Annotated in this window: 24 protein-coding genes; 19 read left to right on the forward strand and 5 right to left on the reverse strand. The window is 73.1% G+C overall.

Translation table 11 applies throughout. The annotated features are described in order from the left end of the window. The first annotated feature begins 89 nt into the window (after positions 1-89). The 5 genes from JS756_RS26590 to JS756_RS26610 all read left to right on the forward strand — a co-directional run bounded on the left by JS756_RS26590 (position 90) and on the right by JS756_RS26610 (position 4986). Positions 90-410 (forward strand): PAAR domain-containing protein, encoded by a 321-nt coding sequence (locus tag JS756_RS26590; RefSeq protein WP_205385743.1) that lies wholly within the window; start codon positions 90-92, stop codon positions 408-410. Then, entirely contained in the window at positions 407-829 is a 423-nt protein-coding gene (locus JS756_RS26595; RefSeq protein WP_205385744.1) for a GPW/gp25 family protein, read from the forward strand. The genes JS756_RS26590 and JS756_RS26595 overlap by 4 nt, the downstream gene beginning before the upstream one ends. Further along, positions 829-2790: a putative baseplate assembly protein gene (locus JS756_RS26600; RefSeq protein ID WP_205385745.1), complete on the forward strand. Its 1962-nt coding sequence runs from the start codon at positions 829-831 to the stop codon at positions 2788-2790. Before JS756_RS26595 ends, JS756_RS26600 begins: the two co-directional genes overlap by 1 nt. Beyond that, a complete protein-coding gene (locus tag JS756_RS26605) occupies positions 2787-3350 on the forward strand; it encodes a phage tail protein (RefSeq protein ID WP_205385746.1) in 564 nt (187 codons plus the stop codon). Before JS756_RS26600 ends, JS756_RS26605 begins: the two co-directional genes overlap by 4 nt. A gap of 1102 nt (positions 3351-4452) precedes the next feature. Then, entirely contained in the window at positions 4453-4986 is a 534-nt protein-coding gene (locus JS756_RS26610) for an NADase-type glycan-binding domain-containing protein (protein WP_240204405.1), read from the forward strand. A gap of 349 nt (positions 4987-5335) precedes the next feature. On the opposite strand, the gene JS756_RS26615 is transcribed toward JS756_RS26610, so the two are convergent. Continuing rightward, positions 5336-5923 carry a TetR/AcrR family transcriptional regulator gene (locus JS756_RS26615; protein WP_205385748.1) on the reverse strand — a complete coding sequence of 196 codons (588 nt, stop codon included), beginning with the start codon at positions 5921-5923 and terminating at the stop codon, positions 5336-5338. A gap of 283 nt (positions 5924-6206) precedes the next feature. Between JS756_RS26615 and JS756_RS26620 the strand changes: the two genes are divergently transcribed. The 6 genes from JS756_RS26620 (at position 6207) to JS756_RS26645 (ending at position 12261) form a co-directional block, all read left to right on the forward strand. Continuing rightward, a complete protein-coding gene (locus JS756_RS26620) occupies positions 6207-7043 on the forward strand; it encodes an SDR family NAD(P)-dependent oxidoreductase (RefSeq protein ID WP_205385749.1) in 837 nt (278 codons plus the stop codon). 642 nt (positions 7044-7685) lie between these two features. Further along, the gene (locus JS756_RS26625; RefSeq protein WP_205385750.1) at positions 7686-7796 is read left to right on the forward strand and encodes a keywimysin-related RiPP; all 111 of its coding nucleotides are present in this window, start codon (positions 7686-7688) and stop codon (positions 7794-7796) included. A 25-nt stretch (positions 7797-7821) separates the two neighbouring features. Beyond that, positions 7822-9672, forward strand: a complete 1851-nt coding sequence (locus tag JS756_RS26630) for a lasso peptide isopeptide bond-forming cyclase (RefSeq protein WP_205385751.1) — start codon at positions 7822-7824, stop codon at positions 9670-9672. Between the two features lie 29 nt (positions 9673-9701). Then, complete coding sequence (locus JS756_RS26635; RefSeq protein ID WP_205385752.1) at positions 9702-9956, forward strand: lasso peptide biosynthesis PqqD family chaperone; 255 nt, start codon at positions 9702-9704, stop codon at positions 9954-9956. Further along, the gene (locus JS756_RS26640) at positions 9953-10390 is read left to right on the forward strand and encodes a lasso peptide biosynthesis B2 protein (protein ID WP_205385753.1); all 438 of its coding nucleotides are present in this window, start codon (positions 9953-9955) and stop codon (positions 10388-10390) included. Before JS756_RS26635 ends, JS756_RS26640 begins: the two co-directional genes overlap by 4 nt. Further along, positions 10387-12261: an ABC transporter ATP-binding protein gene (locus JS756_RS26645; RefSeq protein ID WP_205385754.1), complete on the forward strand. Its 1875-nt coding sequence runs from the start codon at positions 10387-10389 to the stop codon at positions 12259-12261. Before JS756_RS26640 ends, JS756_RS26645 begins: the two co-directional genes overlap by 4 nt. 177 nt (positions 12262-12438) lie before the next feature. Here JS756_RS26645 and JS756_RS26650 read toward each other — a convergent pair whose 3' ends face one another. Together JS756_RS26650 and JS756_RS26655 are read right to left on the reverse strand one after the other, a co-directional pair. Next, a complete protein-coding gene (locus tag JS756_RS26650; RefSeq protein WP_205385755.1) occupies positions 12439-12945 on the reverse strand; it encodes a hypothetical protein in 507 nt (168 codons plus the stop codon). A 124-nt stretch (positions 12946-13069) separates the two neighbouring features. Further along, positions 13070-14431 (reverse strand): flavin monoamine oxidase family protein, encoded by a 1362-nt coding sequence (locus JS756_RS26655; RefSeq protein ID WP_205385756.1) that lies wholly within the window; start codon positions 14429-14431, stop codon positions 13070-13072. Positions 14432-15085: 654 nt separating this feature from the next. Between JS756_RS26655 and JS756_RS26660 the strand changes: the two genes are divergently transcribed. From JS756_RS26660 to JS756_RS26675, 4 genes are all read left to right on the forward strand, one after another. After that, positions 15086-15511, forward strand: a complete 426-nt coding sequence (locus JS756_RS26660) for an SsgA family sporulation/cell division regulator (protein ID WP_205385757.1) — start codon at positions 15086-15088, stop codon at positions 15509-15511. Positions 15512-16228: 717 nt separating this feature from the next. Then, positions 16229-17098 carry a GAF and ANTAR domain-containing protein gene (locus JS756_RS26665; protein ID WP_205385758.1) on the forward strand — a complete coding sequence of 290 codons (870 nt, stop codon included), beginning with the start codon at positions 16229-16231 and terminating at the stop codon, positions 17096-17098. Positions 17099-17110: 12 nt separating this feature from the next. Beyond that, positions 17111-17866, forward strand: coding sequence for a GAF and ANTAR domain-containing protein (locus tag JS756_RS26670; RefSeq protein WP_205385759.1), 756 nt, complete (start codon positions 17111-17113; stop codon positions 17864-17866). Positions 17867-18098: 232 nt separating this feature from the next. After that, complete coding sequence (locus JS756_RS26675; protein ID WP_205385760.1) at positions 18099-18548, forward strand: STAS domain-containing protein; 450 nt, start codon at positions 18099-18101, stop codon at positions 18546-18548. Positions 18549-18702: 154 nt separating this feature from the next. Here the strand turns inward: JS756_RS26675 and JS756_RS26680 are convergent, their stop codons facing one another. Continuing rightward, positions 18703-20325, reverse strand: a complete 1623-nt coding sequence (locus tag JS756_RS26680) for an outer membrane protein assembly factor BamB family protein (RefSeq protein WP_205385761.1) — start codon at positions 20323-20325, stop codon at positions 18703-18705. Positions 20326-20393: 68 nt separating this feature from the next. Next, a complete protein-coding gene (locus tag JS756_RS26685) occupies positions 20394-21413 on the reverse strand; it encodes a glycoside hydrolase family 26 protein (protein ID WP_205385762.1) in 1020 nt (339 codons plus the stop codon). A 213-nt stretch (positions 21414-21626) separates the two neighbouring features. Between JS756_RS26685 and JS756_RS26690 the strand changes: the two genes are divergently transcribed. From JS756_RS26690 to JS756_RS26705, 4 genes are all read left to right on the forward strand, one after another. Further along, positions 21627-22313 (forward strand): hypothetical protein, encoded by a 687-nt coding sequence (locus JS756_RS26690; RefSeq protein ID WP_205385763.1) that lies wholly within the window; start codon positions 21627-21629, stop codon positions 22311-22313. 58 nt (positions 22314-22371) lie between these two features. Then, positions 22372-24540, forward strand: a complete 2169-nt coding sequence (locus tag JS756_RS26695) for a bifunctional polysaccharide deacetylase/glycosyltransferase family 2 protein (RefSeq protein ID WP_205385764.1) — start codon at positions 22372-22374, stop codon at positions 24538-24540. Further along, positions 24537-25817 (forward strand): acyltransferase family protein, encoded by a 1281-nt coding sequence (locus JS756_RS26700; RefSeq protein WP_240204407.1) that lies wholly within the window; start codon positions 24537-24539, stop codon positions 25815-25817. Before JS756_RS26695 ends, JS756_RS26700 begins: the two co-directional genes overlap by 4 nt. A gap of 373 nt (positions 25818-26190) precedes the next feature. Further along, complete coding sequence (locus JS756_RS26705; RefSeq protein WP_205385765.1) at positions 26191-26922, forward strand: DUF4142 domain-containing protein; 732 nt, start codon at positions 26191-26193, stop codon at positions 26920-26922. Positions 26923-26996 lie beyond the last annotated feature (74 nt).

Consider the following 26996-nt stretch of genomic DNA (forward strand, 5'->3'; position numbering starts at 1 on the left):
CCTGCTCCCTGCTCCCTGCTCCCTGCTCCCTGCAACTCGTTCCCATCACGCGGTCCTTGAGGCCCCGACCACTCTCCGAGGAGCCCGGCATGCCCGCCGCAGCCCGTACCGGCGACCCCACCAGTCACGGCGGTGTCATCACCACGCCTCCGCCCGGCGCCGCCGCGGCGGTGGCGCGCGTGCTGATCGGCGGCCGTCCCGCGGCCGTCGTGGGCAGCCTGCACACCTGCCCGATGCCCCCGCACGCGGCCCTGGGCCCGACCGACGTGATCACCCCCGATCCGGCCGCCGTCGCCTCGGGCGAGGTACTCATCGGCGGGCTGCCGGCCGCGCGGGCCGGCGACCGCACCGTGTGCGGCGCGATCGTCCAGCTGGGCGCGGTGAACGTGCAGATCGGCGGCGTGCTGTGAGCGAGCGGTTCATCGGGCGCGGGTGGGCGTTCCCCCTGCGGGTCGGGCCGACCGGCGGGATCGGCATGGTGGAACGGGAACGGGAGATCGAGGAGGCGATCCGGCTGATCCTCGGCACCGCACCCGGTGAACGCCCGATGCGGCCGGAATTCGGCTGCGGCATCCACGACTTCGTCTTCGCACCCGGCGACGGCGCCACCGCGGGGCGGATCGCCCGGCAGGTGCGTGAGGCGCTGGAGCGCTGGGAGCCGCGGATCACGGTGGACGACGTGGTGGTCGCCTTCGACGCGGTCGACGACGGAACCCTCTACATCGACGTGCGCTACACGGTGCGACCCACCAACGACCGGCGCAATCTGGTGTTTCCCTTCTACACGATCCCCTCCGAGGAGGGGGCCGAGGAAGCGGTCGCGGACTGATGGCCCTGCCCTCCCCCAACCTGGACGACCGGCGGTTCCAGCAGCTCGTCGACGAGGCGAAGCGGTACGTGCAGCAGCGCGCGCCGGAATGGACCGACCACAATGTGTCCGACCCGGGTGTCACGCTGATCGAGACGTTCGCGTACCTCGTGGACCAGTTGCTGTACCGGTTGAACCGCGTGCCCGACAAGAACTACACCGCCTTCCTCGACCTGCTGGGCGTCCGCCTGTTCCCGCCGGCCGCGGCGAGCACGCAGGTGGACTTCTGGCTGTCGGCGCCGCAGCACGACACGGTGACCCTGCCCGCAGGCACCGAGGTGTCCACGGCGGACGGCGAGACGGAGGAGACCGTCGTCTTCGCGACCACCGGTGAGCTGCGCATCGTGCCGAGCGAGTTGACGCGGCTGGTGACCGTCCCCCGGACCGGTGACCGGACCGACCGCACCGCGGAACTCGCCGAGGGCCGCGACGTGCCGTGCTTCCAGGCGGTCCCCGAGCCGGGTGACGCGCTGTTGTTCGGGCTGCCTCTCGCCGTGCCGCACTGCGTGCTCGCGGTCCGCCTGGACAGCCGGGTCGAGGGGGTCGGCGTCGACCCGCGGCAGCCGCCGCTGGTGTGGGAGGCGTGGACCGGGAGCCGCTGGGAGGCCTGCGAGACCGGATCGGACACCACCGGCGGCCTGAACCGGCCCGGTGAGGTCCTCGTGCACGTGCCGCCCGGGCACACGGCGTCCGTGATCGGCGGGACCAGGGCGGGCTGGCTGCGCTGCCGTGTCACCGAACCGGAGCCGGGTCAGCCGTTCTACTCGGAGTCCCCGACGGTGCGCGAGGCGACGGTGTTCACGGTCGGCGGCACCACCTCCGCCGAACACGCCGAGACCGTCCGCGACGTGGTGCTCGGCACGTCCGAGGGTGTCGCCGGCCAGACGTTCCGTCTCGGCCGACCTCCGGTGCTCCTGGACGGCGAGCCGCCGGTGGTGGAGGTCTCCTCGGCCGACGGATGGCAGCGGTGGGAGGTGGTGGAGCACTTCGGCCGCTCGGGTCCCGACGACCGGCACGTCGCCGTCGACGCCACGACCGGCGCGTTCTCCTTCCCCCCGGCGTTGCGCGAACCGGACGGGACACTGCGGCTGTGCGGCGCGGTACCGCAGAAGGGCGCCCGGATCCGGGTGGCGCGGTACCGCACCGGCGGCGGCCCGGCCGGCAACGTCGCCCGTGGCGCGATCTCGGTGCTGCGCAGTTCCGTGCCCTACATCGCCCGGGTGGGCAACCGGGAGGCGGCGCGCGGCGGAGCGGCCGGCGAGACCGTCGAGAACGCCAAGCTGCGGGCACCGGGCGCGCTGCGGATGCAGGAGCGCGCGGTCACCGCCGAGGACTACGAGGTCATCAGCCGGCAGGCGGCCCCCTCGGTGCGCCGGGTGCGCTGCCTGCCGGCCGGGGAGGCCGATGCGGGCGCGGTGCGGGTGCTGGTGGTGCCGGACGCGGTGGCCGACGAGGGCGACCGGTTGCGGTTCGAGCAGCTGATCCCTTCGGACCAGGTGCTGGCCGCGATCACCGCGAGCCTGGACGAGCGGCGGTTGATCGGGACGCGGCTGGTGGTGGAGCCGCCGTTCTATCAGGGCGTCACCGTCGTCGCCCGCCTCGCGGCTCCGCCCGGCGACACCGACCGGGTGCGGGACGCCGCGCTCACCGCGCTGTTCCGGTACCTCGACCCGCTGCGCGGCGGTCCGGACGGCACGGGGTGGCCGTTCGGCCGGGCGGTGCAGTACGGGGAGGTGTTCGGTGTCCTGCAGCGCGCCACCGGCGACGCGCTGGTGGAGGAGATCAGGCTGTTCGCCGCCGACCCGGTCACCGGCCGGCGCGGGGCGCCCGCCGACCGGATCGACGTGGATCCGGGCGCGCTGGTGTTCTCCTACCGGCACCAGGTCGTCGTGCAGGCCCTCGAACCCGAGGGGCGGTCATGAGTCGCGCCGCCGTGCCGGGCCTGGAGAGCCGGCATCCGATCGGGGGTCTGCTGCCCGCGCTGTACGCCGACGACGACTTCGCACAGCGTTTCACCGCCGGGCTGGACACCGTGCTGGCCCCGGTCTTCTCCACCCTCGACAACCTGCCCGCCTATCTCGACCCCCGGGTGGCACCGCTCGACTTCGTCGCCTGGCTGTCGTCGTGGGTGGGCGCCGCCGACGACCAGCACCGGCCCGCGGAACTGCGCCGTGCGGCGGTGATGCAGGCGGTGGACCTGCACCGCCGGCGCGGCACCCGGCACGGCCTGGTCGAACGGCTTCGGCTCACCCTCGGGGTGAACGCGGAGGTCACCGGCGACGGCGGGGCGGCGTGGTCGCGTACCGCGGGCGCCGCCCTGCCACCGCGCGCGGCAGGCGAGGTGGTGGTCCGGGTGTGGCCGGACCGCACCCCGGACGTGGACGAGGCGCGGGTCCGAAAGGCCGTACGGGTGCTGTGCCCCGTGCACGTCTCGTGCCGGGTGGAGTTCCTGCCCGGCCCGCCCGCCGGGGACGGGGAGTGATCTCGTGCGCACCTGTCCCTCGTGCGGCGCGGCCGACGATCCCACGGACGACTTCTGCCGCAACTGCGGGACGTACCTGGGCTGGTCCCACGCTGCGCCCGACACGTCCTCCCGGTCCACCGCCTCCGGAGCACCCCTCCCGCCGCCCGGCGGGGCGGACGCCCCGCCGTCGGACGGACGGCCGTCGCCGGACCCGGCGGGCGGCGAGCCTCCCGCCTCCCACGCCGCGCCCTCCCGCACCACAGCCTCCCGCTCCCCGTCCACGCGGGGCGGCGGAGCCGCGGGACGCGCCCGCGGGGAGGGCCGGGAGGGTCCGGACACGAGCGGTACGCGGCCCGACGCGAGCGCCGGGCCGTCCTCGGCCGCTGCTCCGGACGTTGCGACACCGGACGTGACAGCGCCTGACACGACAGCGCCTGACATGGCGGCTCGGGACGAGGCGACCGGGAACAGCGCGGTTGCGGACGGTGCGATGCCGGCTGCCGCTGCTCACGACGCCGCGGTGCCTGGCGCGCCGCCACGGCCGGCCGGGGAGGAGCCGCCGGACGACGCGGGCCGAAGGCGGGCGCCCGGCCCCGGCGCGGCCGACCACACCGGAAGCGGGGCCGGGGAGGAACGCGGCGCCTCCGTCAGGAGGTGGCGCCGTGCGGGGTCGCGTGCGGCGCGCTCCGGCGACGCACCCGGCCGTGTCCTGCCCGACGGCGATGCCCCCGGAGACGGCGACCCCTTCGGCCCGCACCGGCCGAGCCCGCCGGAAGCGGCCCCGGCGGGCGGCGCGGACGTCTCCGGCGGCCCCGGCGCGGACGCACCCGGCCCCCGGCTTCCCGGGTCGGACGGACGGGCCGGTCCACACACCGAGCCGGTGCTGCCGGTACAGCCCGCGCGGCCGGTCGCGCCGCGTCCTCGCGTACGCCCCGTCGAGGCGCCGGAAGAGGTGGCGGGTCGTCCCTGCCGGGAGTGCGGCACGCACAATCCGCCGGACCGCCGGTTCTGCCGCCGCTGCGCCGCCCCACTGGCCCCGGCGCCGGCGCCCGCCCCGCTGCCCTGGTGGCGGACCGTGTGGCCGCTGCGTCGCCGGGTCCGGGCCGGGTCCGGTCGCGCGGTGCGTCTGCTGGTGATCCTGGCCGTCGTCGCGGCGCTGTGCGCGGCCGGGTTCCTGCTGCTGCCGGCCGGGCGTGCCCTGATCGGCGACACGCGGGACAAGCTCGGCGGCGCCGCGGCCGTCACCCCGACGCTCGTCACGGCGAGCGCCGAGGTCCCCTCCCATCCGGCGACGGACACGACGGACGGCCTGAGCAACCACTACTGGGGCGCCCCCGGGGCCGGTGCCTCGGTGACGTTCACCTTCGGCGAGCCGTTCCGGCTGGTCGACGTCATCGTCACCAACGGCGCGTCCACGTCGCCGCAGCAGTACGCGCGCGAGGCCCGGGCGCTGAGGATGGATCTGGAGATGACCTCGGCGGACGGCACGGTGCACCACGAGGCACTCTCACTCAGCGACAAGCCGGGTCCGCAGACCGTCCCCACCGGCGTCGACGACGTGGTGGCCGTACGGCTGGTGCTGCGGTCGGTCACCGGACTCGCGCCGGGGCGTCATGTCGCGGTCGCGGAGGTGGAGTTCTTCCGGCGCACCTGAGATCCGGCCGACCGGGTCGCAGATCGCCGGGGCAGCCGCGAGGAACGCCGGACCGCGACGCAGGCGTCCCCCGTCCTCGGCTTCTCTGATTCCCGGTTTCCGTGCTTCTCCGTCTTTCCGCTTGTGCGCCTCCGCCTGAACGACGAGGCCCTGCCGCCGCCCTCCCCGCAGGGGCCCGGGGCCCCGTTGATCCACTTCCCGGCCCACCGCCCGCCGCTCACGCGGTGGCGCGGCTCGGCCCGAACGCCTACGGGGCGCGGGCGAGGACGGTCAGCGTGCCGCGCGGGCCCCTGGGATCGCCGTACGCAGGGTCCGGAGCAGGCCGTGGTGGTGGCGCGGTGACACCGCGTCACCGCGGCTGCCCGACCATGTCCAGCCACCGCTCCAGTTGCTCCGCCTGTCCCCGCATGACATCGGGATCCCGGAAGGTGTGGGCGAGCAGGGACGCGCCCTGGAAGACGGAGACGAGGGTGAGCGCGAGGTCGCGCGCGTCCTGCTGACCCAGAAGCCGGAACTGGTCCTGCGCCCAGTCGACGTACTCGCCCATCAGGGCGGCAGCAGCGGCGCCCGGACCGTCCTCGCGCTTGCCGAGTTCCGAGCAGAGCGTGCCGTGGGGACAGCCGTAGCGGGACACGTGTGCGCCGGACCGTGTCAGGGAGCGGGCGAACGCCTTCAGGCGGTCCAGGGGGAGCGGGTGCTGCCGCTCCAGTCCGGCCAGTTCGGCCCGGATCGCCTCGGCGTGGGCGGCGATCACCGCCTGGACGAGTTCGTCCTTGGTCTTGAAGTAGTAGTAGACGTTGCCCAGCGGGACGTCCGCCGCGGCGGCCACCTTCGCCAGCGAGGTGCGTGCCACGCCGTTCTCGTGCAGCAGCTCGGATGCCGCCCTGACGAGCCGTTCCTGCTTGCCTCCGGCTCTGGTCCGCTGTGAGTCAGTCATCAAACCGAACGATACCTCTTGCGCCGCCGCCCCCGTCTCCGCTTAAGTTAGTCATCCAACTGACTCGCTCGGGGGAGGCGGCGAACGCGCTCGGACGAGCCGGGCCACGCACCCGCCGACGGCTGGGCCGGCGACCTCCCGGCGCGATGACCGGGAGGGCCCGACGGCTCGCGGCGCCCGGCACGGCACCCCGCCACAAGTCGCGTGGCCCGCGCCCCGCGCACCCGATCAGCCGGTCCCGGCCGGCGCACCCCGACCCACTTCCACGGAAGGAAGTTCCACGATGAGCACCGTTTCCGACTACGGGCCCTGGGCCGTCGTCACCGGAGCGTCGTCCGGCATCGGCAGGGCCGTCGCCGAGCACCTCGCCGCCGAGGGGGTGCACCTCGTCCTCGCCGCCCGGTCCACCGGGCGCCTGGAGGACCTGGGCCGCCGCCTCACCGAGCAGCACGGCGTGCGGCACCGGGTGGTCACCGTCGACCTGAGCCGGACCGACGGCGCCGCCACCCTGCTGCACGCCGTCGGTGATCTCGACGTCGGCCTGCTCGTGTCCAACGCCGGCGCGGGCCGCCCCGGCCTGTTCCTCGACCAGGACCTCGACGACCTGAGGACCCGCCTCACCCTCAACACCACCACGCACCTGGAGCTCGCCCACGCGTTCGGGCGCCGGTTCACCGCCCGCGGCGGGGGTGCCATGTTGCTCGTCTCCGCCCTCGGAGCCCTTCACGGCCTGCCGCACATGGCGCACGAAAGCGCCTCCAAGGCCTACGTGCTGCACCTCGGCGAGGCACTCCACCACGAACTCGGCCCGGCCGGAGTCGCCGTCACCGTCATGCTGCCGGGCAACGTCGACACACCGATCATCGACTCCCTCGGCCTGGACCGCGGGCGCCTGCCCCTGCGCCCCCTGCCCGTGGAGACCGCCGTCCGCCAGGCCTTCGACGCTCTGCGCAGGCGGCGCGCAACGGTGATCCCGGACCGGAGGCTGCGCACCGCTACGCGGCTCACGCCCCGGGGCCTGTCCATCCGGATGAACGGCCGCATGCTCGAACAGGCCGCACGCAACCTCGACACCCGCCGGCCCGTCGCCACCGAGGCGCACACCGGCGACGGAGTCTGATCGGCTCGGACCACAGGCCGTACGGCCTCCCGCACGAAAGCGCCCGGCGCCTGGCGGCGGCGGGCCCCGCCAGGCGGTTGCCGCACCGCCACCTCCCCGCCGCGCCGTGCACCCGGCGGGAGGCACGGCCCGGACACGACCCACGCCCCTCGCACCGCCCCCGGATCCACGACCGCCGGGACCGCTCGCTCTCCTGGCCCGCGGCGATCCGCCGGGGCGAACCTCCCGGGGGAATACACAGCGACCTCACAGGAAAGGGCGCACGGCCGCAGGCACGGAATGCGCCTGGCGGCGCCCACCCGCGACCATGCCGCCACCGCCTCCGGAGAGATGGCGGGCCACTCCCGCAGCACACGTCAAAACGTTTCTGTCGAGCCTGCGCAGGACCGCCCCGCAAGCGATACGACGCCGTACCCATCCGCGCACGAGCCGGTTCGCCACTCACGGAGTCCAGATTCTGCACATGATCCGAGTTTCACGACTGCTCTTGCCAGTGGCCCGCCTTCTGCCGCTGTCTGGTGATGCATCCACCTCCCCACCGGGTTCCCGATGAACTCCGGGACCGAGCGGCAGGCCACCGGCAGACCCGGTGCCGTCGCCGTTCCGGGAGGTGGTCGGACGACACCAACCTGAGGAGTAGTCATGAAGAAGGCCTACGAGGCACCGACTCTCGTCCGGCTCGGCACGTTCCGGAAGGAGACCGGGCTCCTGGGGCGCTCCGGTAACGACCGGCTGGTCCTGAGCAAGAACTGACGGCTGACGGTCCCTGACCGACGACATGACTGAACTGCACGAAAGTGCGGGGACGGGCCCCGGCGACCCGCACTTCGCGGTCTTCACCGACCACGTGGACGCGGCCGCCGTGGCCCGCTCCTTCTCCCGTTCCGGACACCGGAGCCTCGCGCACGCGTCGGGCCGGCCCTGGCTGGTCGGCCACTGGCACGACGACGAGATCGTCACGGCGACCGCCGGCACCGCCGCCCTCGCCGTCGTCGGCTGCTGCCCCGTCGACGCCGGCGAACTGCGGCGCCGGGCAGCCCGGTTGCGTGATCTCGCGGAGCTCGACGCACTGGCCCGGTCCCTCCCCGGCAGCTTCCATCTCGTCGGTGCCCTCGACGGACAGGTCAGGGTCCAGGGCACGGCCTCCGGACTGCGCCTGGTCTTCCACGCGGAGATCGACGGCGTACGGGTGGCCGCCTCCCGCGCCGACACGCTCGCCGCCGCACTGGGGCACGAGCCGTCCGTCCAGGAACTGGCCGTCAGGCTCCTGTGGCCCGCCCCTTATCCGTTGTTCGAGACATCCCTGTGGCGTGCGGTCACCGCCGTCCCGCCGCAGGACGCCGTGGTCGTCGCCGTGGACGGACGCACCGTCCGCCACACCCGCTGGTGGACACCACCGGAGCCGGTCCGCCCGCTCGCCGAAGCGGCCCCCCTGATCCGGACGGCACTCCAGGAGGCGGTCGGCGCGCGCACCCGCCAGGGCGGCGTGGTCAGCTGCGACCTGTCCGGCGGCCTGGACTCGACCTCGGTGTGCTTTCTGGCCGACCGCTCCCCCGCCCGCGTGGTGGCCAGCACCTGGCCGGGACGCGACCCGGCGGACACCGACCTGCACTGGGCCGAGCAGGCGATGCGGCATCTCCCCGACGTCGAGCACGTGGTCTGGGACGCCGACGCCTCACCGCTGGTCTACGACAACCTCCTCGGCATCGACGACCTCCTCGACGAACCCACCATCGGCGTCATGGACCGCTCCCGCGTCCTGCACCACCTGCCCGGCCTCGCCGACCGGGGCAGCCGGCTGCACCTGACCGGCATCGGCGGCGACCACGTGGCATGGTGCTCCGAGGCGTACCACCACCGCCTGCTGCGCACCCGGCCGCTGTTCGCGCTGCGCCAGCTGAGGGGGTTCAGGGCCCTGTGGCAGTGGCCGCTCGCCGGAACGGTCCGCGCCCTCGCCGACTCCCGTCCGTACGGGACGTGGCTCGCCGACACCGCCGGCCACCTGCGTGATCCGCTGCCCCCGTCGGTCGCCACGGGCCTCGGCTGGGGCATGGCCCCGCGCCTGTTCCACTGGATGACGCCCGAGGCCGAGCGCCTTGCCCGCAGGGCGCTGCTCCGCACCGCGGCCACGGCCTCGCCGCTGCACCCGGACCGCGGCCTGCACAGCGACCTGGAGCAGATCAGGTCGTGCACCCGCGTCATCCGCCAGTGGGACCGGATGGCGGCCCGCACCGGACTGCCGATGGCCTCGCCCTTCCTCGACGACCGCGTCATCGAGGCGTGTCTCGCCGTCCGTCCGAGTGAGCGCGTGACCCCTTGGCGGTACAAGCCCGTCCTGACCGCCGCGATGCGCGGCATCGTGCCCGAGCCCTGCCTGCGGCGGGCCGACAAGGCCACGGCCTCCATGGACGCCTCCAACGGCCTGCGGCAGCACCGCGCCGACCTGCTGGCCCTGTGGGAGGACTCACGGCTGGAAGAACTGGGGCTGGTGGACGGCTCCGAGCTCCGTCGCCTCGCCCTGCGTCCCGCCTCCCGGGGGCTGTCCGACGCCATCCTCTACTCCACGATCGCCACCGAGGTGTGGCTGCGGGGACCGGCCCGCGACCGCGACCGCATCCCACAGCCCTGACCACATCCCCCGTACAGAAAGGCCCCCGCATGCCCCTGGGGTTCGGTGACAACATCTCCACGGCCGAGACCGACTACGGCACGGTGCTGCTGGACGAACGAGCCGGCACCTACTGGGAGCTGAATCCGACCGCCACCGTGGTGGTACGGACCCTGCTGGCCGGCGGCGAGGAGTCGGACGCCGCCGCCGCGCTGGTCCGCGAGTTCGACATCGACCAGGCCCAGGCCCTGCAGGACGTCGAGACTCTCGTCCGGGAGCTGAGGAGTTCGGGGCTCGCCTCATGACGACACCGAGCGCGCTGGAACGGCCCACGGGCGTCCCCCCGACCCGGCTCCTGGCCGCCCGTCTCGTCCTGCTCCCCGCCCTCCTCCTCGCCCTCCTGCCGCCGCGCCGCATCCGCACCGTACTCGGCCTGCTGCGGCGCGGAGCGGCGCCCGCCGGCACCGCGCAGGCCTTGAACGCCCGCGACGCCATGTGCGCCGCCAGCCTGCACTGCGCCGGACCGAGGGGATGCCTGCCGCGCTCCCTGGGGGCCGCGCTGCTGTGCCGGCTCGGCGGAACATGGCCGACCTGGTGCACCGGCGTCCGCGTCGTCCCGCCGTTCACCGCGCACGCCTGGATCGAGGCGGACGGTCACCCCGTCGGCGAGGGCGCGCCGGAGGGCTACTTCGCCCGGCTGGTGGCCGTCGGCCCGCTGCCGCGGCCCACCGACCGATGACCGGCGCGTCGGCGGTGAACGGCGGCCCGGCCGCGGTGAACGGCAGCCCGGCCGCGGGCGCCACGGGCGGCACGTCCACCCGAGCGGCCGTCGCCACCATGTACCGCCTCACCGCCGGGCACCGCGGCGCCATCGCCGCCGCCACCGCCCTGACGCTCGTGGGGTCGGCCCTCGGGCTGGCGCAGCCGCTCGTCGCCAAGCACGTCGTGGACGCGAGCGGCCACGGGCAGGTGATCTGGCCCCTGCTGGCCCTCCTCGGCGCACTGTTCGTCGTCGAGGCGGCCACCGGGGCCGCGGGGCGGTTCCTCCTGGAGCGGATGGGTGAAGGCGTCGTCCGGCAACTCCGGCACGGGCTGGTGGGACGGCTGCTCCGGCTGGAGATGAGAGAGTACGACCAGCACCGCGCAGGCGACCTCATCTCCCGGGTGACGGCCGACACCACCGTGCTCCGGGAGGTCGTGTCGCAGGCTCTCGTCGACCTGGTGACGGGGAGCATCGTCGCGGCCGGGGCGATCGTCCTCATGGCGTGGCTCGACCCCCTGCTGCTGCTCCTCGTCGCCGCCACGGTGGCCGCGGCGGCTTTCGTCGTCGCTTCGCTCCTCACAGGCATCCGCAACGCCTCCGAGCACATGCAGAACTCCGTCGGCGCCCTCGCCGCCGACCTCGAACGCGCCCTCGGCGCCCTGCCGATGGTCCGCGTCCACCGTGCCGAGGAGCGCGAGGCGGCCGGCATCGGCGCGCGCGTGGAGGCGGCCTACGGTGCGGGCGTGCGCACCGCGAAGCTCGCCTCGGTGATGAGCCCCGCGGTCGAACTCGCCGTCCAGGGCTCCTTCCTCATCGTCCTGGTCGTGGGCGGCCTGCGCGTCGACAACCACGCCGGATCCCTCGGCGACCTCGTCGCCTTCCTGCTGTACGCCTCGTTCCTCGTCCTGCCCCTGTCCTCCGTCTTCCGCGCCATGGGCCTCGTGCAGCGCGGGATGGGCGCCTACCAGCGCATCGAAGGGGCACTCCGACTGCCTGTGGAGCCGACGGCGCCGCAGACTCGGCAGGCCGCAGCGCACACGCCGCTGCCGGTGCGGCCGTCCACCGCACCAGGACGGGTCGCCCTCGCCCTGCACGACGTCCGCTTCGGCTACGACACGCAGCGGCCCGTCCTGCGGGGCATCTCGTTCACCGTCGCGCACCGGCAGCAGGTCGCCCTGGTGGGCCGGTCGGGAGCCGGGAAGAGCACGGTCTTCGCACTGGCGGCACGGTTCTACGAGCCGGACGCAGGAACGGTGCTCTTCGACGGAAGGCCCACCACCGAACTCACCCGTGACGCCTGCCGCCGCCGGATCGCGGTCGTCGACCAGAACAGCCACGTCGTCCACGGCACGCTGCGCGACAACATCGCCTACGGCATGCCCGGCGCGACGGAGGCGGAGATCCGGCGCGTGGTCGAACTGGCCCGGCTCGACGAGGTGGTCGACCGGCTACCCGGCGGTCTGGACGCCGTCGTCGGCGAACGCGGCAGCACCCTGTCCGGCGGAGAACGCCAGCGCGTCGCCGTCGCCCGCGCCCTGCTCGCGCGCCCCTCGGTGCTCCTCCTGGACGAGCCCACCTCCCACCTCGACGCGATCAACGAGGCGGCCCTCATCGGTGTCATGAAGGAGGTCGGTCAGGAGTGCGCCGTCCTGGTCATCGCCCACCGCCTGTCCACCGTGCAGCACGCCGACCACATCGTCGTCCTGCACGAGGGCCGCACGGAGGCCGCCGGACGCCACGAGGAACTGCTGGCGTGCAGCCCCCTCTACCGCGAACTGGCCGCGAGCCAGATGCTCCGCCCGGGCGCGACCCCCGCCCATGGCACCGTCCCCGGACGGACGGGCTGACGCGCCCGGGCGGGGCCCCGTTCGGGGGCGGGTGGACACGGGGCGGCCGTCGTCTGCCCGTGGCAGCGACGGCCGGGTCAGGTGGTCGGAAAGCCGCTCCGCGGCCCGGAAGGAAGCGCGCGCCGCCGACCTCTCGGGCCCGGACCAGGAGCACATGCGGTTCCGAGGCGACGGGCGTCAGTTCCACAGCAGCTCGGCCACGGCACGGAGCCTCCCTCGCCAGGCGAGTGATCGGACATCGGCCCACCGAGGTGTGCGCTCCCACAACCAGGCATGGCGGCGGCTCCTTCCCGCGATGTCCCCACTGCACGCAGCCGCTGCCGCACCGACCACCGGGACGGCCGCGAGCGTCGACAGCACCTGCTGAATGCCGCCTTCCGCACTGACCACGGCCTCGCCGACGAAGAGCGTTCCGGCGACAACTCCCGCCAGAAGCCGGCGGAGCAGCCCATGAGTCGTGAGCCGGCCCGGCGCGAGTGCCAACGCCGCGCCGAGGAGCAGGCCCAGCGCTGCGCCCACCGACAGGCTGCCACCCATGAGGACCACTTCGGACAAGAGAGCCGGAAGCACTGCGCGCCAAGGCGCCACCACCGACGCGACCATCACCGCAGCCGTCCACACGGCGCCCCAGCCCACCGCGCAGACCCCTCCGACGACCAGACCGAAACGCAGGCCTCGCGTCACGGCACCCCGCTTCACGGGTTCCCCCTCGCGCGGCAGCTCACGTGAGCGGATCCTTCCTCGGCGCGGCAGCGGCACTCGGCCGGTGGCACCGCTCTCTCGGGGCAGGAGGCTCCCCTGCACAGCCTCAGAGGGCGTCCAGGACCTCCCGCGCGGCCCGCTCGCCCGACCGGACGGCGCCCTCCAGCTTGCCGTTCCATGCCGTGGAGGTCTCCGTCCCGGTCCAGTGGAGCCGCCCCGTCGGGGCGGCCAGCGCCGGGCCGTACGCCGTCCAGACGCCAGGGGTGAGGTATCCGCCGTACGCGCCCCTGGTGTACGGGTCGTCGCCCCACGACCATTCGTGGTACGAGCTCGGCGAGCCGGCCTCCGGGCCGAAGTAGCGTGTCAGGTCGGCCAGGACGGCGTTCCGGCGCTCGGCCTGCGACGCCGGGGCCAGCCGACGGGCCTCCGCGCCCTCGATGAAGGCGACCAGCACGCCCGGGGTGCCGCTCGGGGGTGAGTTGTCCGCCGTGGCCCGGACCGCCCCGTGGTCGCTCACCACCTTCCCCGACAGCCCGTCGGCCGCCCAGAAGCGCTCCGGGTACACGCAGTGCGTCTTGATCACCCATCCCATGGGCATGCGCTGGGTGAGGTGGTCCCGGGCCGCGGGAAGAGGTGGCTCGTAGCGGATCCGGGCTGTCAGGGCGGGAGCGGGAGACAGCACCGCGCGGGACGCCCGTATCGTCGTCGCCCGGGTGGTGAGCAGCACTCCGGCGCCGTCGTCCAGCACGGCGGACACGGGCGCGTCGAGCAGCACCGGGTGCGGCAGCTCCGCGGCCATACGGGCGCTGATCCGCTGCGCGCCGCCGACGAAGCGACGTTCGGGGCCCAGGTCCCGGTCCGACACGAGCCGGGTGATCTCATGGGCGCCGGAGCGGACGATCGCCAGCGCGGCCAGCAACGAGGTCCGGCCGGGGCCGCCGCCGAAGACCCCTTCCAGGCTGCGTGCCAGCCCCGCGCGCGCCGCCGGGTCCTCGACCCGGGCGTCCAGCCAGTCCTGGAAGGTGATCGCGTCCCACTCCTCGGCGTGCGGGGCGGCCCAGGGCCGCCCCGCCGGCAACTCCCCGGCGAGCCGCGTCAGATCCGCGGCGGACTGCCGCAGTGCGGCGGCGGACTCCTCCGCCCGTTCCAGGAACAGCCCCGGCGCGGTGCCGCGCCGGCCGTCGTGCCAGTGCACGGTCAGGCCGTCGTCCCAGCTCGGGAACAGCTCCACCCCCAGGGTGCGGGACAACTCCACGACGTGGTCCTGGCCGGGGCTCACCCACTGGCCACCGTGGTCGATGGCGACACCGTCACGCATGGTGACGGTGTAGGTGCGCCCGCCCACCCGGCGCTGGGCCTCGACGACGAGCACCGACACTCCGGCCGCCGCCAGCTCGCGGGCCGTCCGCAGACCGGAGAGCCCGCCGCCCACCACCGCCACGTCGCAGGAGAACTCCTCACGTGACACAACCCCAGCATGGGCCGACCTCCCGTGCCCCACCAGTCGGGGCGCCGGCCCCGCCCGGCGCCCCGGCAGGGCGGCCTCCGAGAACGCCGATCCGCCCACCCGGGCCACCGGTGGCCACCCGCCGCCCGGCCGCCGTCGCCTCCTGCCTCCGCCCCGCGCCGCCACAGCCGTTCCACCGCATGCGACCGGCTGCCGACGACTCACTGTCGTGGACACGGGGCCGTCGACCGCGACGGCTGACGGCGCCGCTCCGGGGGCCGCCCTTCCCGCCGTGGCCGCCCGGGCAGCGGCCGGCACCTCGCCCGGGGCCGCGGCCCTCTGCGCCGCGCTCCCGGCGGCCCTGTCCGACGGCGCGGCCCCGCCGGTTCGGTCCGTCCGGGACGGGTGTGTGACAGTGCGGGCCCCGCCTCGTTGAGTCCGACGAACGCGACGAAGACCGGCCGGGCCGGCCGAGGCGGTACGGCATGCAGCGGCTGCATGCCGTACCGCCTCGGCCCCCGTCCCGCCCCGTCGCCACCGTCGGTCCGACAGCGAAGGCTCACCCATGGAATCCCTCCCACTGCCCGGACGTCAGGGACCCCTCGGCGGTGCGGCGAGCGCGCGGCCGGTGCACGGCCGGCGGTGCTCCGAAGGCCCGCGACGAGAGAGGACCCGATGGAACACCTGGTCGACGCCGAGATCCTCATGGACTTCCTGGCCGATGATCTCGAATACCCCATTCCGGTGCGGATGCTGTACCACGGCTGTGATCCGCTGGCGGTCCGGCTCACCTTCGCACTGCCCGGTGACACACCCGTCACCTGGTACGTGGCCCGTGAGCTGCTCCTGGAGGGACTGCTGCGGCCGGCCGGCGAGGGGGACGTCCGCGTGCTCCCGGCGCAGAGCCGCCACCCGGACGCCGTACTGATCCACATCCGCGTCTGCGAGGAGGAGGCGCTGTTCCGCAGCTCCGCTCCGCCCCTGCTGGCGTTCCTGGACCGCACCGGCATGGTGGTGCCGGTCGGCCGCGAGGATCTGCACCCCTGCTTCCAGGAGCACCTCGACGACGAACTCGACGCGATCATCCGGACCTCGCTGTGACCCGTCGACCGCCGTGAGCGCTCCTGTGGCGGTACGCTCCGCCCGCTCCCGGAGCCGGACACCGTTCGCATCCCGCTCGCAGCGCCCCTGGACCACACCCTCCTCAGCCGACCTCCTCGCTGTCGAACCTCCAGCCCCCGGGAATGACAGCGCCCCCGCGCGACCTCGCACAACCCCGCGCGCCCCCGCACGACGCCCCGCGACACCACACGCCCCCGCGTGACCCCCGTACAACCGGGCCACGACAACGGTGGACTTCGGCGTGCCGCCCGGCCCCGCCCCACGGCAGGCGGCCGGAAGCCGGCCGCGGCCGATACCCGCGCGTGCTCGTCGGCAGGACGTGGACCGGCCATGGCCGTTCGCCCGGAGCCGCCTCGCCCGGAGCCGCCTCGCCCGGACGACGGACTCACCGCTCCTGCGCACCGGTTCCACGCCCTCTGACGCCCGCTCGGCCCTACTCGGCAATCCGTCTCCGGCAAGGACGAGATCCCCCACGCCTGCCGACCCCGTCCCGGCAGTGCTCTCTCGCGACAGGCGTGTCCGACGACTCCCCCGGCACGCCAACCACGTGACTCAGCGATCGAACAGACGGTGCGTCACACGTTCGATCCGTTCGGTGCCCCTGACAAGTGCCCAACGGCTCGGCCGCCCGAGGCCTTCCGGCCCCATCACCCTGGCCCCGTTCGCGACCAAGGTGTTTGAAGGAGGTCGAACGACATGAACCCTCGTATCAGCCCGAACGAGACACCCTCCGCCGACGCATCGGAGCGCGGCACTTCGGGCGTCAGCGGCAGGTTGGGCGGCGCCCTGGCCGATACCGCCGGTGTGGAACGGGAAGAGCTGACCATGCGCGCGGCACACCTGCGTCAGATGGTGAACGACCTGGCCGCCTTGCACGGCCCGGGGATCGACGCGGTGTGCAAGGTCGCCGTGGACATGTGCAGCGTGGACTGTTCCGCCGTTCTCATCGGCCGCGGCGAGAGCCGGGGAGCCCTGCACACCACCGACCGGGCCGCGGCGTCGATGGAGGACCTGCAGATCACCGTGGGCGAAGGTCCCTGCGTGGACGCGTGGGAGACCCGCAGGCCGGTGCTCACCGCCGATCTGGACGAGCCCGAGGTGGCGGACCGGTGGCCGGGATTCGCCTCGCTGGCGCGGGCCGCCGGTGTACGCGCAGTCTTCGCGTTCCCCCTCCAGGTGGGCGCCGTCCGCCTGGGCACCCTCTCTCTCTACCGCCGGCAGCCCGGCCGCCTCGGACAGGACGAGACGCGGGACGCGATCCTGCTCTCCGCCATCGCCGTGGACCAGTTGCTGGCCCTGTCGGAGGGAGCCGGCGCGTCCGACCCCCAGGAGATCGGTGTGGGCGAGGACAGCCTGAAGATCTATCAGGCCACGGGGATGGTGGCGGCGCAGCTCGGCGTCGGAATCGAGGAGGCTTTCGCACGGCTGCGCGGCCGGGCCTTCAGCGAAGGGAGGCCCCTGTCCCACGTCGCAGGCGGGGTCCTGGAGGGAGTCGAGGCGTTCACGGCCCAGGAGGAAGGCACCCACGGCTCTCCGCCCTCCACGGAACACGACGAGGACAGGTGAGGAGCGTCCGTCATGGCACGCGAAGAAGCACTGATCACAGCATTTGTCGACCTGGCCGACACCCTCGTCGAGGAGTTCGATGTGATCGAATTCCTCAATCGCCTGGCGGGGCACTGCGTCTCGCTGCTGGACGTCGACGCCGCGGGCATCCTGCTGACCAACCCCCAGGGCCGCCTGCACCTGATCGCCGCCTCCAGCGAGAAGGCCCGGCTGCTGGAGCTCCTGCAGCTGCAGGGCTACCAAGGGCCGTGCGTGGCCTGCTACACGGAACGGCGCCGGATCGACTACAACGACGCCGACCCGCAGGCGCCCGTCACGGACCTGCCCTGGCCCCGCTTCGCCAAGGCGGCCCGGCAGGAGGGTTTCCACAGTGTGTGCGCTCTGCCGATGAGGCACAACGGACAGGTCATCGGCGCGCTGAATCTCTTCCGCGCCGAACCCGGCATCCTCGACGAACGGAACGCGATGCTCGGTCAGGCGCTGGCCGACATCGCCACGATCGGCATCCTGCAGGAACGGGCGTCGCGACAGCGCGAGATCCTGGCCCAGCAGCTCCAACACGCCCTCGACAGCCGCGTCATCATCGAGCAGGCGAAGGGCTTCCTGGCGCACCGGCTCCAGGTCTCGCTGGACGACGCGTTCAACGCCCTGCGGACGATGGCGCGCAGCGGCAACCGCAAGCTGGTCGACGTGGCGCTCCACGTGGTCACCGCTCCCGAGTCCGCCCCGAGACGTCCTATAGCAGACCCCGCAGCCGAAGAGAGCTGACCCTGGCGCCGGTTCACCCGAACCGGCGTCGCCGGGGTTTCGGCCTCACATCACCCCAAGGGGTGAGATTCACACAGACCGGCCAAGCGCCCCATTCCCCCGCGCCGACCACCGCCACGGAGCTGACGTGGCTGGTGAACGGGCCTTCACCCAGATGATGGGCTTCATGTCAGGTGCCGCTCCAGACCCCGGCGGACGCAGGACCCAGGCTTTGCCTCGGCCAGGAGCAGTCGTGCACCTCCACACCGTGTCCACCGTCCGTCCCGACCACATCCTGGTGTCCCTGTACGGCGAGGCGGACGTCCTCACCGCGCCCCTCCTGCGCCAGACGTTCGGCACCGCCCTGCGCCGGGCCGAACACGGCTACGTCGTCGCAGATCTGTGCGGTGTCGACTTCATGGACCGCAGTGGCGCCCGGCCGCTCGTCGAGGCCGACCAGATCCTGCACCGGCAGAGCCGACGCCTGTGGCTGGCCTGCCTGCACAGCCACACCGACCTCATACTGCGCAGCATCCGGCTCGACGGCTACTTCCCCGTCCTGCCCGTGACCGTCCCGGTGCCGCGGTGCCAGCACTTCGATCCCGGGTGGCGGCCCTGGACGGCGGAGAGCGACGGGACGGGCGGCGCAGACGGTGCGGGCCGCCCGCTGCCCCGTCCGTCCGGCGACCGGGACACCTGGTGACGGGCTCGGCCTGCTCCGACGTCACGTCCACCGGGCCGCGGAAGCCGCCGCCGTCGCCCCGGCGCCCCGGGCGGCGCACACGGGCGAAACGTCGCACGGCGGGCCGGAGCGGGCCCCGGAGCATCGTGGCACCGGTGCGCCCGGCGCCCGGCGGCTACCGGTAGAAGCGCACGGCGTCGGCGGACCCCTGGGCGTCGAGTTCCAGCACCCCGCCGTCCGAGGTCACGTACAGCGAGCCCGCGGTGAACCGGTGGTGCCCGGTGCCGTCCGGCAGGCGGGTGACCGGAGTGACGGCACCGGTGCGCGGATCGAGCCGGAGGAGCTGGGCCGGGCCGGAGGTGGAGACGGCGTACACCGGGCCGTCCTCCGCGGCGGACCGGGCGAGCGCGGCACCGGGGCGGCTCCACAGCTTGGCGCCGGTGGTGACGTCGTACCCGTCGATCCCGTCACCGGCCGAGTCCTCGGCCGGGGTGACCAGGACGTCGCCGACGAGGCGTGCGGAGCGGTCGGCGTCCGACTCGTTGCCGGACAGCACCGCGGTGTTGCCCACGGCGAGCTTGCGGCTGCCCCCGGAGGAGGTGAAGACGCGGACGCTGTCCTCCGTGGGGGTGTGGAGCGAGGCGATCAGCGGTGAACCGGACAGGACCTGCTTCACCACGGTCCGGGTGCTGCCGTTCCGGGTCCACAGCACCTTCCCGGTCTCGCCGTCGTACGCGCTGAAGGTGTACTTCTTCTGCTGGTCGGCGCAGTAGTCGTTGACCAGGACGACACCCTCCGCACCCCAGTCGAGGGCGTTGCAGTAGGCGCCGCGGGCCCGGTAGCCCCAGACCCGGTGGCCGGTGCGGATGTCGAGGCCGCCCAGGAAGTTCTGGCTGACGACGGTGGCGACGTCGCCCTGCACGAAGGTCCGGGTGGCGGTCGCGGTGGGGTGCTTGCCGTCGACCAGGGGCACGCTCCACAGGATCTTGCCGGTGGCGGCGTCGACGCCGGCCAGCGACGTGCAGGAGTGACCGTCCTGGCCGAACGCGACCGTGCCGATGCCCTGTTCGGCCGGGCGCGGGGACATGGCGCACGGCACGGTCCCCTCGGCCGCGGGGGTGGTCCGCCACATCTGCTTGCCGTCGGACAGCCGGTAGGCGCTGACGCCGCCGCGGGTGGAGGCCCGGACCAGCAGCGTGCCGGTGTTCCAGCTGCCGACCAGTTCGTCGTCCGAGGCGGGCGCGGGCACCCTCCAGGCCTGGGTGGCCTGCTGGGACGCCAGGGGCACGGTGTCCGCGTCGCGCAGGGCCACTGCGGTGCCGCTTGCCGCCGCGACGACGGCGACAGCCAGGACGATCTTCATCGCGCCACGGCCCCGCGGCAGGCGCCGCCGGGCGGGCGGGGTCTCGGCGGCGCCTGCCGCGGGGGCGGGTGCCGGCGCGGTCCCGGGTACGGGGCCCGGGCCGGGCGGCACGCTTCCGGAGGGAAGGGCCGGAGCGGCCGGGGATGCCTGCGCGGCGGACGGAGCGGGCACCCGGGTGTGCGGGATGCCCGTGGACGCCGGGACCGGTGCGGTGGCCTGCGCGTGGCCGGGGAACGCCCCGGGCCAGTCGGAGCGCACCCGCTCGGGGGGTGTCCGGCGGACCGGTTCCGCCGTGACCGGCGTACGGGGCCGGAATGCCCAGCCGGGCTCCGGCTCCTGGGAGCCCTGCCCTGCCGACGGTTGTTCCGTCATCTCGTCCTTCCACTCCGCTCGGTCGTCCGCGCCTGAGCGGCCGACGGCGCTGACGCGCCCCATCGTCGATTCCCCGCGGCCGGACCCGCCGTCCGGCCGTTCTCGCGGCCGGACGGCGCCGGCCTGCGGACTCAGTCGCGTGTGAACGGGTGGCCGAAGCCGGCCCGGGCGGATTCCACGCGGAAGGCGGCCTGGGCGCCGAGTGAGGTGTCGATGCGCCAGTCCGTCGGCTGGGAGCTTCCCGGCCAGGTCTTGCGCTGGTCGTACCAGACCAGGCCGATGACGCCCGCGTCGGCGGCGCCGTCGAACAGGTCCCGGATCTGCGCCTGCTTCCTGCTGCCCTGGGCGACGCCGGTCTCGGTGATCAGCACCGGCTTGTCGCAGAAGCGGCCGATCTTCTTCAGGGTGGGGGTGAACAGCGTGGAGAACGCGACTCCGTCGACGGGACCGTAGTAGCCGACGACGCCGACCCAGTCGACGTAGTCGTTCCCGGGGAAGTAGGGGCGCAGTTCGGCCTTGCTGGCCGTGTCGACGACATGGGGGTTCCACACCCAGATCACGTTGGTGACACCGAGTTCACGGAAGACGTCGTGGAGGTGCCGCCAGGCCCCGACGAAGTCGGAGGGCTTCTCGTGGCCAGGGCCCCAACCGTTCCACGGGCTGTTCATCTCGCCGGCGAACGAGAGGGCCAGCGGCCCCCGGTAAGCGGCGACCTGGTGGGCCAGCTTGCGGATGTAGGTGTCCTCCGCGCCCTCCGCGACCCCGGCCAGCGAGGTGTCGACGGGCACCAGGGCGAGCATCGGGAGCTGGCCGTGCTTCCAGAGGAAGGCGTTGCCCTCCGGGTCGAAGTCGTCTCCCCAGGAGGTGTAGTACTCACGTATGTCGGGGGCACGCCCCGCTTGTTCCGTGAACGTCTTCACGATGTCGTACTGCCAGGGCGTCTTGTTGTCGACGACGCCCAGCATCCGGCCGGACGGGCGGAGCATCGACGACACGTCGAAGGGGGCCTCGGGGGAGGCGGACGACGCCCCACCCGCCTCTCGGGTGTCTCCGGCGGCGCTCTTGCCACCGAGGACGTAGGCGGCGACGAGGCCGGCGATGACGAGGGCCACTGCGGCCAGCAGGTAGCCGGGGCGGGGACGTCTGGCCATGCGTGGGTCATCCGATCGGCAGGTGGACGGGGTCGGGGGCCCGGATTCTACGAGGCCTCCCCATGTTTTCCCTATCTTGTCTCGATATCATCACAGGCTGCCTGCCAGAGCATGACAATTCGAACATCCCGACCGCTGTTCATAGTTGGCTCCAGTACTTTCATCGCGCTCTGGAGTCCGCGGCGACGCGATCATTGAAAGCCGAGGTCCTCGGTGACCAGCCCATCCCCGCAGCCCGACCCGTCTCCCGTCTTCGTGGACCGGACGGGGCGGCGCGGCCGGCTTCTGCGTGGGGCCGGCTGGGTGTTCGGCGTGCTGTGCGTCGGATGCTTTCTGGCCATGATCTCCGGCCTGCTGGGCACCCAGTCGCAGGCCCCGCCGTTCGCCGTCCCCGGCACCGCCGACACCACGCCGCCCAGTCAGTTCGTGAACGCGCCGCTGCCGGCCCCGCCCGACTCCTCGCGTACAGGAGGGCAGTCGGCCGACGCGAGCCCCTCCGCCACCGACGCCCCCTCGGGGAGCCGAAGCGTCTCCGACACGGGCACCGGAACCACCGGCGGCGGCACCGCCTCGGGCACGCGTGTCTCCCACAGGGGCGCGGGCACCGGCACCGCGACGACCGGAGCCGGAACCGGTACCGGGACCTCCACCGGCACCGGCGCGGGCACCGGCACCGGCACCGGCGGCGCCGACGGCACCTCGGGGAACGGCGGAGCCACGGGGACCGGCGGCACCACGGGCGGCACCACCGGCACAGGCACCGGCACAGGCACCGGCACCGGCACCGGCACCGGCAGCACGGATGGTGGCACCGGCACCACGGACACCGGCGGAGGCACCTCCGACACCGGCGCAGGAGCCGGCTCCGGAGCCGTCGACCCGGCAGCAGCGGTCCCCTGAACCCGACCGGCCACGACCGACACGCCCCCGCCCCGCGAAGACGACGACCTGGAAGTGCATGTCCCGCCATCAACGCTCCCGGCGTTCCCCCCTGCGCTCACGCCGACTCGCAGCACCCCCCTTGCGCTTCTTCCTGCCGCTGACCGTGCTCATGACACTGCTGGCGCTGATGGTGCTGCGCGGCATGGCGAACAACGAGGTCTTCCACGACGAACGCACCGCGGTCTCGGTGGACAAGGGCACCGTGCCGCCCGGCGTGCTGCAGGGCGGGCCGGTCGTCGACGCCCGCGGTGACAGGAACGACCGGCCGGTCAGCTACTCGATCCCCGAGAAGACGGTGGTCCTGACCTTCGACGACGGCCCCTCCGCGACGTGGACGCCCAAGATCCTCAAGGTGCTGGCCGACGAGGGCGTACGGGCCGACTTCTTCGTGACCGGCTCGATGACCACCCGCAACCCCGAGTTGATCCGCCGGATCGTAGCCGGCGGACACGAGATCGGGCTGCACACCTTCACCCACCCCGACCTCGCCCTGCAGACCAGCACCCGGCTCACCTGGGAGCTCGGCGAGACCCAGCTCGCCCTGGCGGGCGTGGCGGGCATCCACACCACCCTGTTCCGCCCGCCCTACTCCTCCACCGTCGACGCCCTCGACGACTGGTCCTGGCCGGTGACCAAGGAGGTCGGGGCCGACGGGTACCTGGTCAGCTTCATCGACAAGGACACCGACGACTGGAAGCGGCCCGGTGTCGACGCGATCGTCAAGGCGGCCATGCCGGACCTGCCCGGCCAGGGCGAGATGGTGCTGATGCACGACGCGGGCGGCAACCGGTCGCAGACCCTGACCGCGCTCCCCCTCATCATCAAGAAGCTCAAGGCCGAGGGCTACGCCTTCAAGACCATCGGCGAAGCGCTCGGCACCGGCCCCGCCAACACCCGGGTCGACGGTTACGACCTGTGGGCGGGCAAGGCCTTCCTGTGGTGCACGTCCTTCGCCGTGCACCTGATGCCCTGGCTGGTCGTCCTGCTCGCGGTGGTCGGGACCCTGGTGTTCCTGCGCTTCGCCCTGATGCTGGTGCTGTCGGTCATGCATGTCCGCCGCACCCGGAAGCGAGGATTCACCTGGGGCGATCCGGTGACCGAACCGGTCACCGTGGTGGTGCCCGCCTACAACGAGCAGGAGTGCATCACCAACACCCTGCTCTCCCTGGCCAGGAGCGAGCATCCGATCGAGGTGATCGTCGTCGACGACGGGTCGACCGACGACACTGCCGCCATCGTCGAGGAGCTGGACCTGCCCATGGTCCGGCTCATCCGGCAGCCCAACAGCGGCAAGCCGGCCGCCCTCGACACCGGTGTGGCCGCGGCCTCCTACGACCTGGTCGTGATGATGGACGGCGACACCGTCTTCGAGCCCTCGACCGTGGGCGAGCTGGTGCAGCCGTTCGCCGATCCGCGGATCGGCGCCGTGGCGGGCAACGCCAAGGTCGGCAACCGCGACACGCTGATCGGCGCCTGGCAGCACATCGAGTACGTCATGGGCTTCAATCTCGACCGCCGGATGTACGACGTGCTCGGGTGCATGCCGACCATTCCCGGCGCCGTCGGCGGCTTCCGACGCTCCGCGCTGGAGCAGGTGGGCGGGATGAGCGACGACACGCTCGCCGAGGACACCGACGTGACGATGGCCCTGCACCGCGGCGGCTGGAAGATCGTCTACGCCGAGAAGGCCCGCGCCTGGACCGAGGCGCCCGGCAGCCTGCGCCAGCTGTGGTCCCAGCGCTACCGCTGGAGCTACGGCACCATGCAGGCGATGTGGAAGCACCGGCACGCGGTGCTGGAGCGGGGCGCCGCAGGGCACTTCGGCCGCGTGGGGCTGCCCTTCGTCGCCGTGTTCATGGTGCTCACCCCGCTGCTCGCGCCGGCGATCGACGTCGCCATGCTCTACGGGGTCATCTTCGTCGACCCGTACGCGACCCTGGCCGCCTGGTTCGGGGTGATGGCCCTTCAGGCCGTGTTCGCCGCGTGGTCCTTCCACCTGGACGGTGAGAAGTACTGGCACCTGATCACCCTGCCCGTGCAGCAGGTCGTCTACCGGGTCCTGATGTACATGGTCCTGCTGCAGTCCTGGATCACCGCCCTGACCGGAGGCCGGCTGCGCTGGCAGAAGCTGCGACGCACCGGTGAGGTCGGCCTCGACGTCACCATGGGGGAGATGCCGTCATGAGCACCGCGGAACCAGTCCGGGCCGGATTCACGGTCGACTCCGACACCATGGCCCTCCGGGCCCTGCCCGGCACCATGGTCACGGCCTCCGGACTCGTGCTGCCGGTCGAGCCGGATCCGGCTCCGGCCGAACCCGTGACCCGGAAGCCGGGCCGCGACCGCTACCTCGACCTGCTGCGGGCGATGGCGCTCGTCCGGGTCGTGATCTACCACAACTTCTCGTGGACCTGGCTGCCGCTGGTCTTCCCGTCCATGGGCGTGATGTTCGCGCTCGCCGGGTCGCTCATGGCCCGGTCCCTGAGCCGGCCGGCCTTCGGCGTCATCCGGTCACGACTGCGCCGCCTGCTTCCTCCCCTGTGGATGTTCGGCGCCGTCGTCGTGCCGGCGATGATCCTCGACGGCTGGGGCCCGGACTACGACGGGCATCCGAACTGGTGGTGGGGCCACCTCGCGTTCTGGATCCTGCCGGTGAGCACGCCGCCGTTCGCCGACCACCTGGGCGGTTTCGGCGGGCATCTGCCGGCCACCTGGGCGGAGCAGATCGTGGTACCGCTGTGGTACCTGCGCGCCTACCTGTGGTTCATGGTGCTGTCGCCGCTGCTGCTCAAGGCCGTGCGCCGGACACCCTGGGTCACCCTGGTGCTGCCGCTGGTCCTGTCGGCCGTACTCAACTCCGGACTGGTCGACCAGTCCGGCCGGATCATGGAGACGGTCACCGACTTCACCACCTTCGGGGCCTGCTGGATCCTGGGCATGGCCTACCACGAGGGCGTGTTCCGCCGCATACCCGCCTATGTCGCACCGTCGATCGCACCGCTGCTGCTCGCCGTCGGCTTCTGGTGGCTCCAACAGGCCCCGGTGGACCAGCCCAGGATCGGCCCCGACATCGAGGCGGTGCCGCTCGCGCAGGCGATCTGGTCCTTCGGCAGCGTGCTGCTGCTCCTGCACCTGAGTCCGTCCTGGGAGAAGTGGCCGCGGCGGCTGGAACGGTTCAACGGAGTCGTCAGCCTGCTCAACTCCCGCGCGGTCACCGTCTATCTGTGGCACGCCCTGGCCCTGGTACTGACCGAGCCGCTGATCGAGCCGCTCTGGGACAACGCGTTCTTCTACACGCACCTGCGCTGGCTGCTCACCAGCCAGTGGTTCCCGCTGATCGTCGCCGTCCCGCTGATCGTGCTGGCGCTGCTGCTCTTCGGCTGGGTCGAGGACGTCGCCGCCAAACGCCGTCCACGCCTGTTCCCGTACCCGCGGCGGCCCAAGGGGCAGCGGCGGAAATAGCGCGCCGGAGGCCCGGGTCGACGGGCCGGAGGCCCGGGCCTCCCGGGATGCGAGGCCGCCGGGGCCGCATCCCGCCGCGGTCGGCCCGGAGGAGGCCGGCCGACCGGATCGCCGTCCTCGGCGGGGGCCGGATCGTCGCCGAGGGCACCGCCGACGAGCTCAAGACCGGCTCACGTTCCCTGCGGCGTCCGCGGTTCCTGACCGCCGACGGCGGGTCCGGACAATTCATACGGAATCACCGGATCCGCCGGCGATGCTGACGGTGTGTGACCAAAACCACAGGCAGGGGCGGTCTTTTCGCTGCGCGCAATGATTGATCCGCACGTTCCCTCCGTACGTTCTGATGACCGGGATGCTCACGTCAGGAGGCGCCATGCCCATCTCCCGCCAAACGATCGGCACCGTCTTCGTGGGCGGCGCGTTGGTTCTGACTCTCAGCGCCCTCGCATACCCGTCCATGCTCGGCGTCCAGAACGCCAGTACCAACCAGAGCCGCATCATCGCCAACACCGAGTACGGCCCACTGACCGAGTCCGACCGCGACTTCGTGGTCAAGGTGCGCTCCGCCGGACTCTGGGAGTACCGGCTCGGGCAGGACGCCATCAAGCAGGGTGCCACCAAACCGATGAGAGAGGCCGGAGAGCATCTGGTCGTGGGGCACGCTCTGCTCGACGACAGCTGCCGAAGGATCGCTCCGGTGCTGAACATCACCCTGCCCAACGAAGCCACCCCGCAGCAGCAGCAGTTCGTGGCCACCGTGGAGTCCAAGACGGGCATGGAGTTCGACTCCACCGCCGCCAACATCATGCGCGTGACCCACGGCCAGATCTTCCCGGCCATCGCCAAGATCCGCGCCACCACTCAGAACACACTGGTGCGCCAGCTCGCCGACCAGGCCAACGAGGTGGTCCTCGACCACATCGCGTCGATGGAGAAGACCGGACTGGTCAACTTCGACCAGGTCAACTTCCAGGAGACCACGCCGCCCAAGCTCCCCCAGAACCAGCTGACACCCCCCGCACCGCAGCCGGGTTCCCCCATCGTGAAACTCGCGGCGCCCACGAACATCAAGAACTTCTACAAGACCACCGTCCACGTGCCGTGACCCTCCCGGCCGTCCGCGGGGGTGCACGTCCCTCCGCAGAACGAGGCCGGCCGGGGCCGAATGCCCCGCCGGTG

This window comes from Streptomyces actuosus, assembly GCF_016921115.1.
Taxonomy (GTDB): domain Bacteria; phylum Actinomycetota; class Actinomycetes; order Streptomycetales; family Streptomycetaceae; genus Streptomyces; species Streptomyces actuosus_A.

Bases quoted from the DNA above. Each gene is read 5' to 3' on its own strand.
- JS756_RS26630 (WP_205385751.1), top strand. From the start codon at position 7,822: ATGACTGAACTGCACGAAAGTGCGGGGACGGGCCCCGGCGACCCGCAC.
- JS756_RS26605 (WP_205385746.1), top strand. From the start codon at position 2,787: ATGAGTCGCGCCGCCGTGCCGGGCCTGGAGAGCCGGCATCCGATCGGG.
- JS756_RS26695 (WP_205385764.1), top strand. From the start codon at position 22,372: ATGTCCCGCCATCAACGCTCCCGGCGTTCCCCCCTGCGCTCACGCCGA.
- JS756_RS26665 (WP_205385758.1), top strand. From the start codon at position 16,229: ATGAACCCTCGTATCAGCCCGAACGAGACACCCTCCGCCGACGCATCG.
- JS756_RS26615 (WP_205385748.1), bottom strand. From the start codon at position 5,923: ATGACTGACTCACAGCGGACCAGAGCCGGAGGCAAGCAGGAACGGCTC.
- JS756_RS26700 (WP_240204407.1), top strand. From the start codon at position 24,537: ATGAGCACCGCGGAACCAGTCCGGGCCGGATTCACGGTCGACTCCGAC.
- JS756_RS26625 (WP_205385750.1), top strand. From the start codon at position 7,686: ATGAAGAAGGCCTACGAGGCACCGACTCTCGTCCGGCTCGGCACGTTC.
- JS756_RS26705 (WP_205385765.1), top strand. From the start codon at position 26,191: ATGCCCATCTCCCGCCAAACGATCGGCACCGTCTTCGTGGGCGGCGCG.
- JS756_RS26635 (WP_205385752.1), top strand. From the start codon at position 9,702: ATGCCCCTGGGGTTCGGTGACAACATCTCCACGGCCGAGACCGACTAC.
- JS756_RS26645 (WP_205385754.1), top strand. From the start codon at position 10,387: ATGACCGGCGCGTCGGCGGTGAACGGCGGCCCGGCCGCGGTGAACGGC.
- JS756_RS26590 (WP_205385743.1), top strand. From the start codon at position 90: ATGCCCGCCGCAGCCCGTACCGGCGACCCCACCAGTCACGGCGGTGTC.
- JS756_RS26620 (WP_205385749.1), top strand. From the start codon at position 6,207: ATGAGCACCGTTTCCGACTACGGGCCCTGGGCCGTCGTCACCGGAGCG.
- JS756_RS26680 (WP_205385761.1), bottom strand. From the start codon at position 20,325: ATGGGGCGCGTCAGCGCCGTCGGCCGCTCAGGCGCGGACGACCGAGCG.
- JS756_RS26660 (WP_205385757.1), top strand. From the start codon at position 15,086: ATGGAACACCTGGTCGACGCCGAGATCCTCATGGACTTCCTGGCCGAT.
- JS756_RS26685 (WP_205385762.1), bottom strand. From the start codon at position 21,413: ATGGCCAGACGTCCCCGCCCCGGCTACCTGCTGGCCGCAGTGGCCCTC.
- JS756_RS26640 (WP_205385753.1), top strand. From the start codon at position 9,953: ATGACGACACCGAGCGCGCTGGAACGGCCCACGGGCGTCCCCCCGACC.
- JS756_RS26600 (WP_205385745.1), top strand. From the start codon at position 829: ATGGCCCTGCCCTCCCCCAACCTGGACGACCGGCGGTTCCAGCAGCTC.
- JS756_RS26670 (WP_205385759.1), top strand. From the start codon at position 17,111: ATGGCACGCGAAGAAGCACTGATCACAGCATTTGTCGACCTGGCCGAC.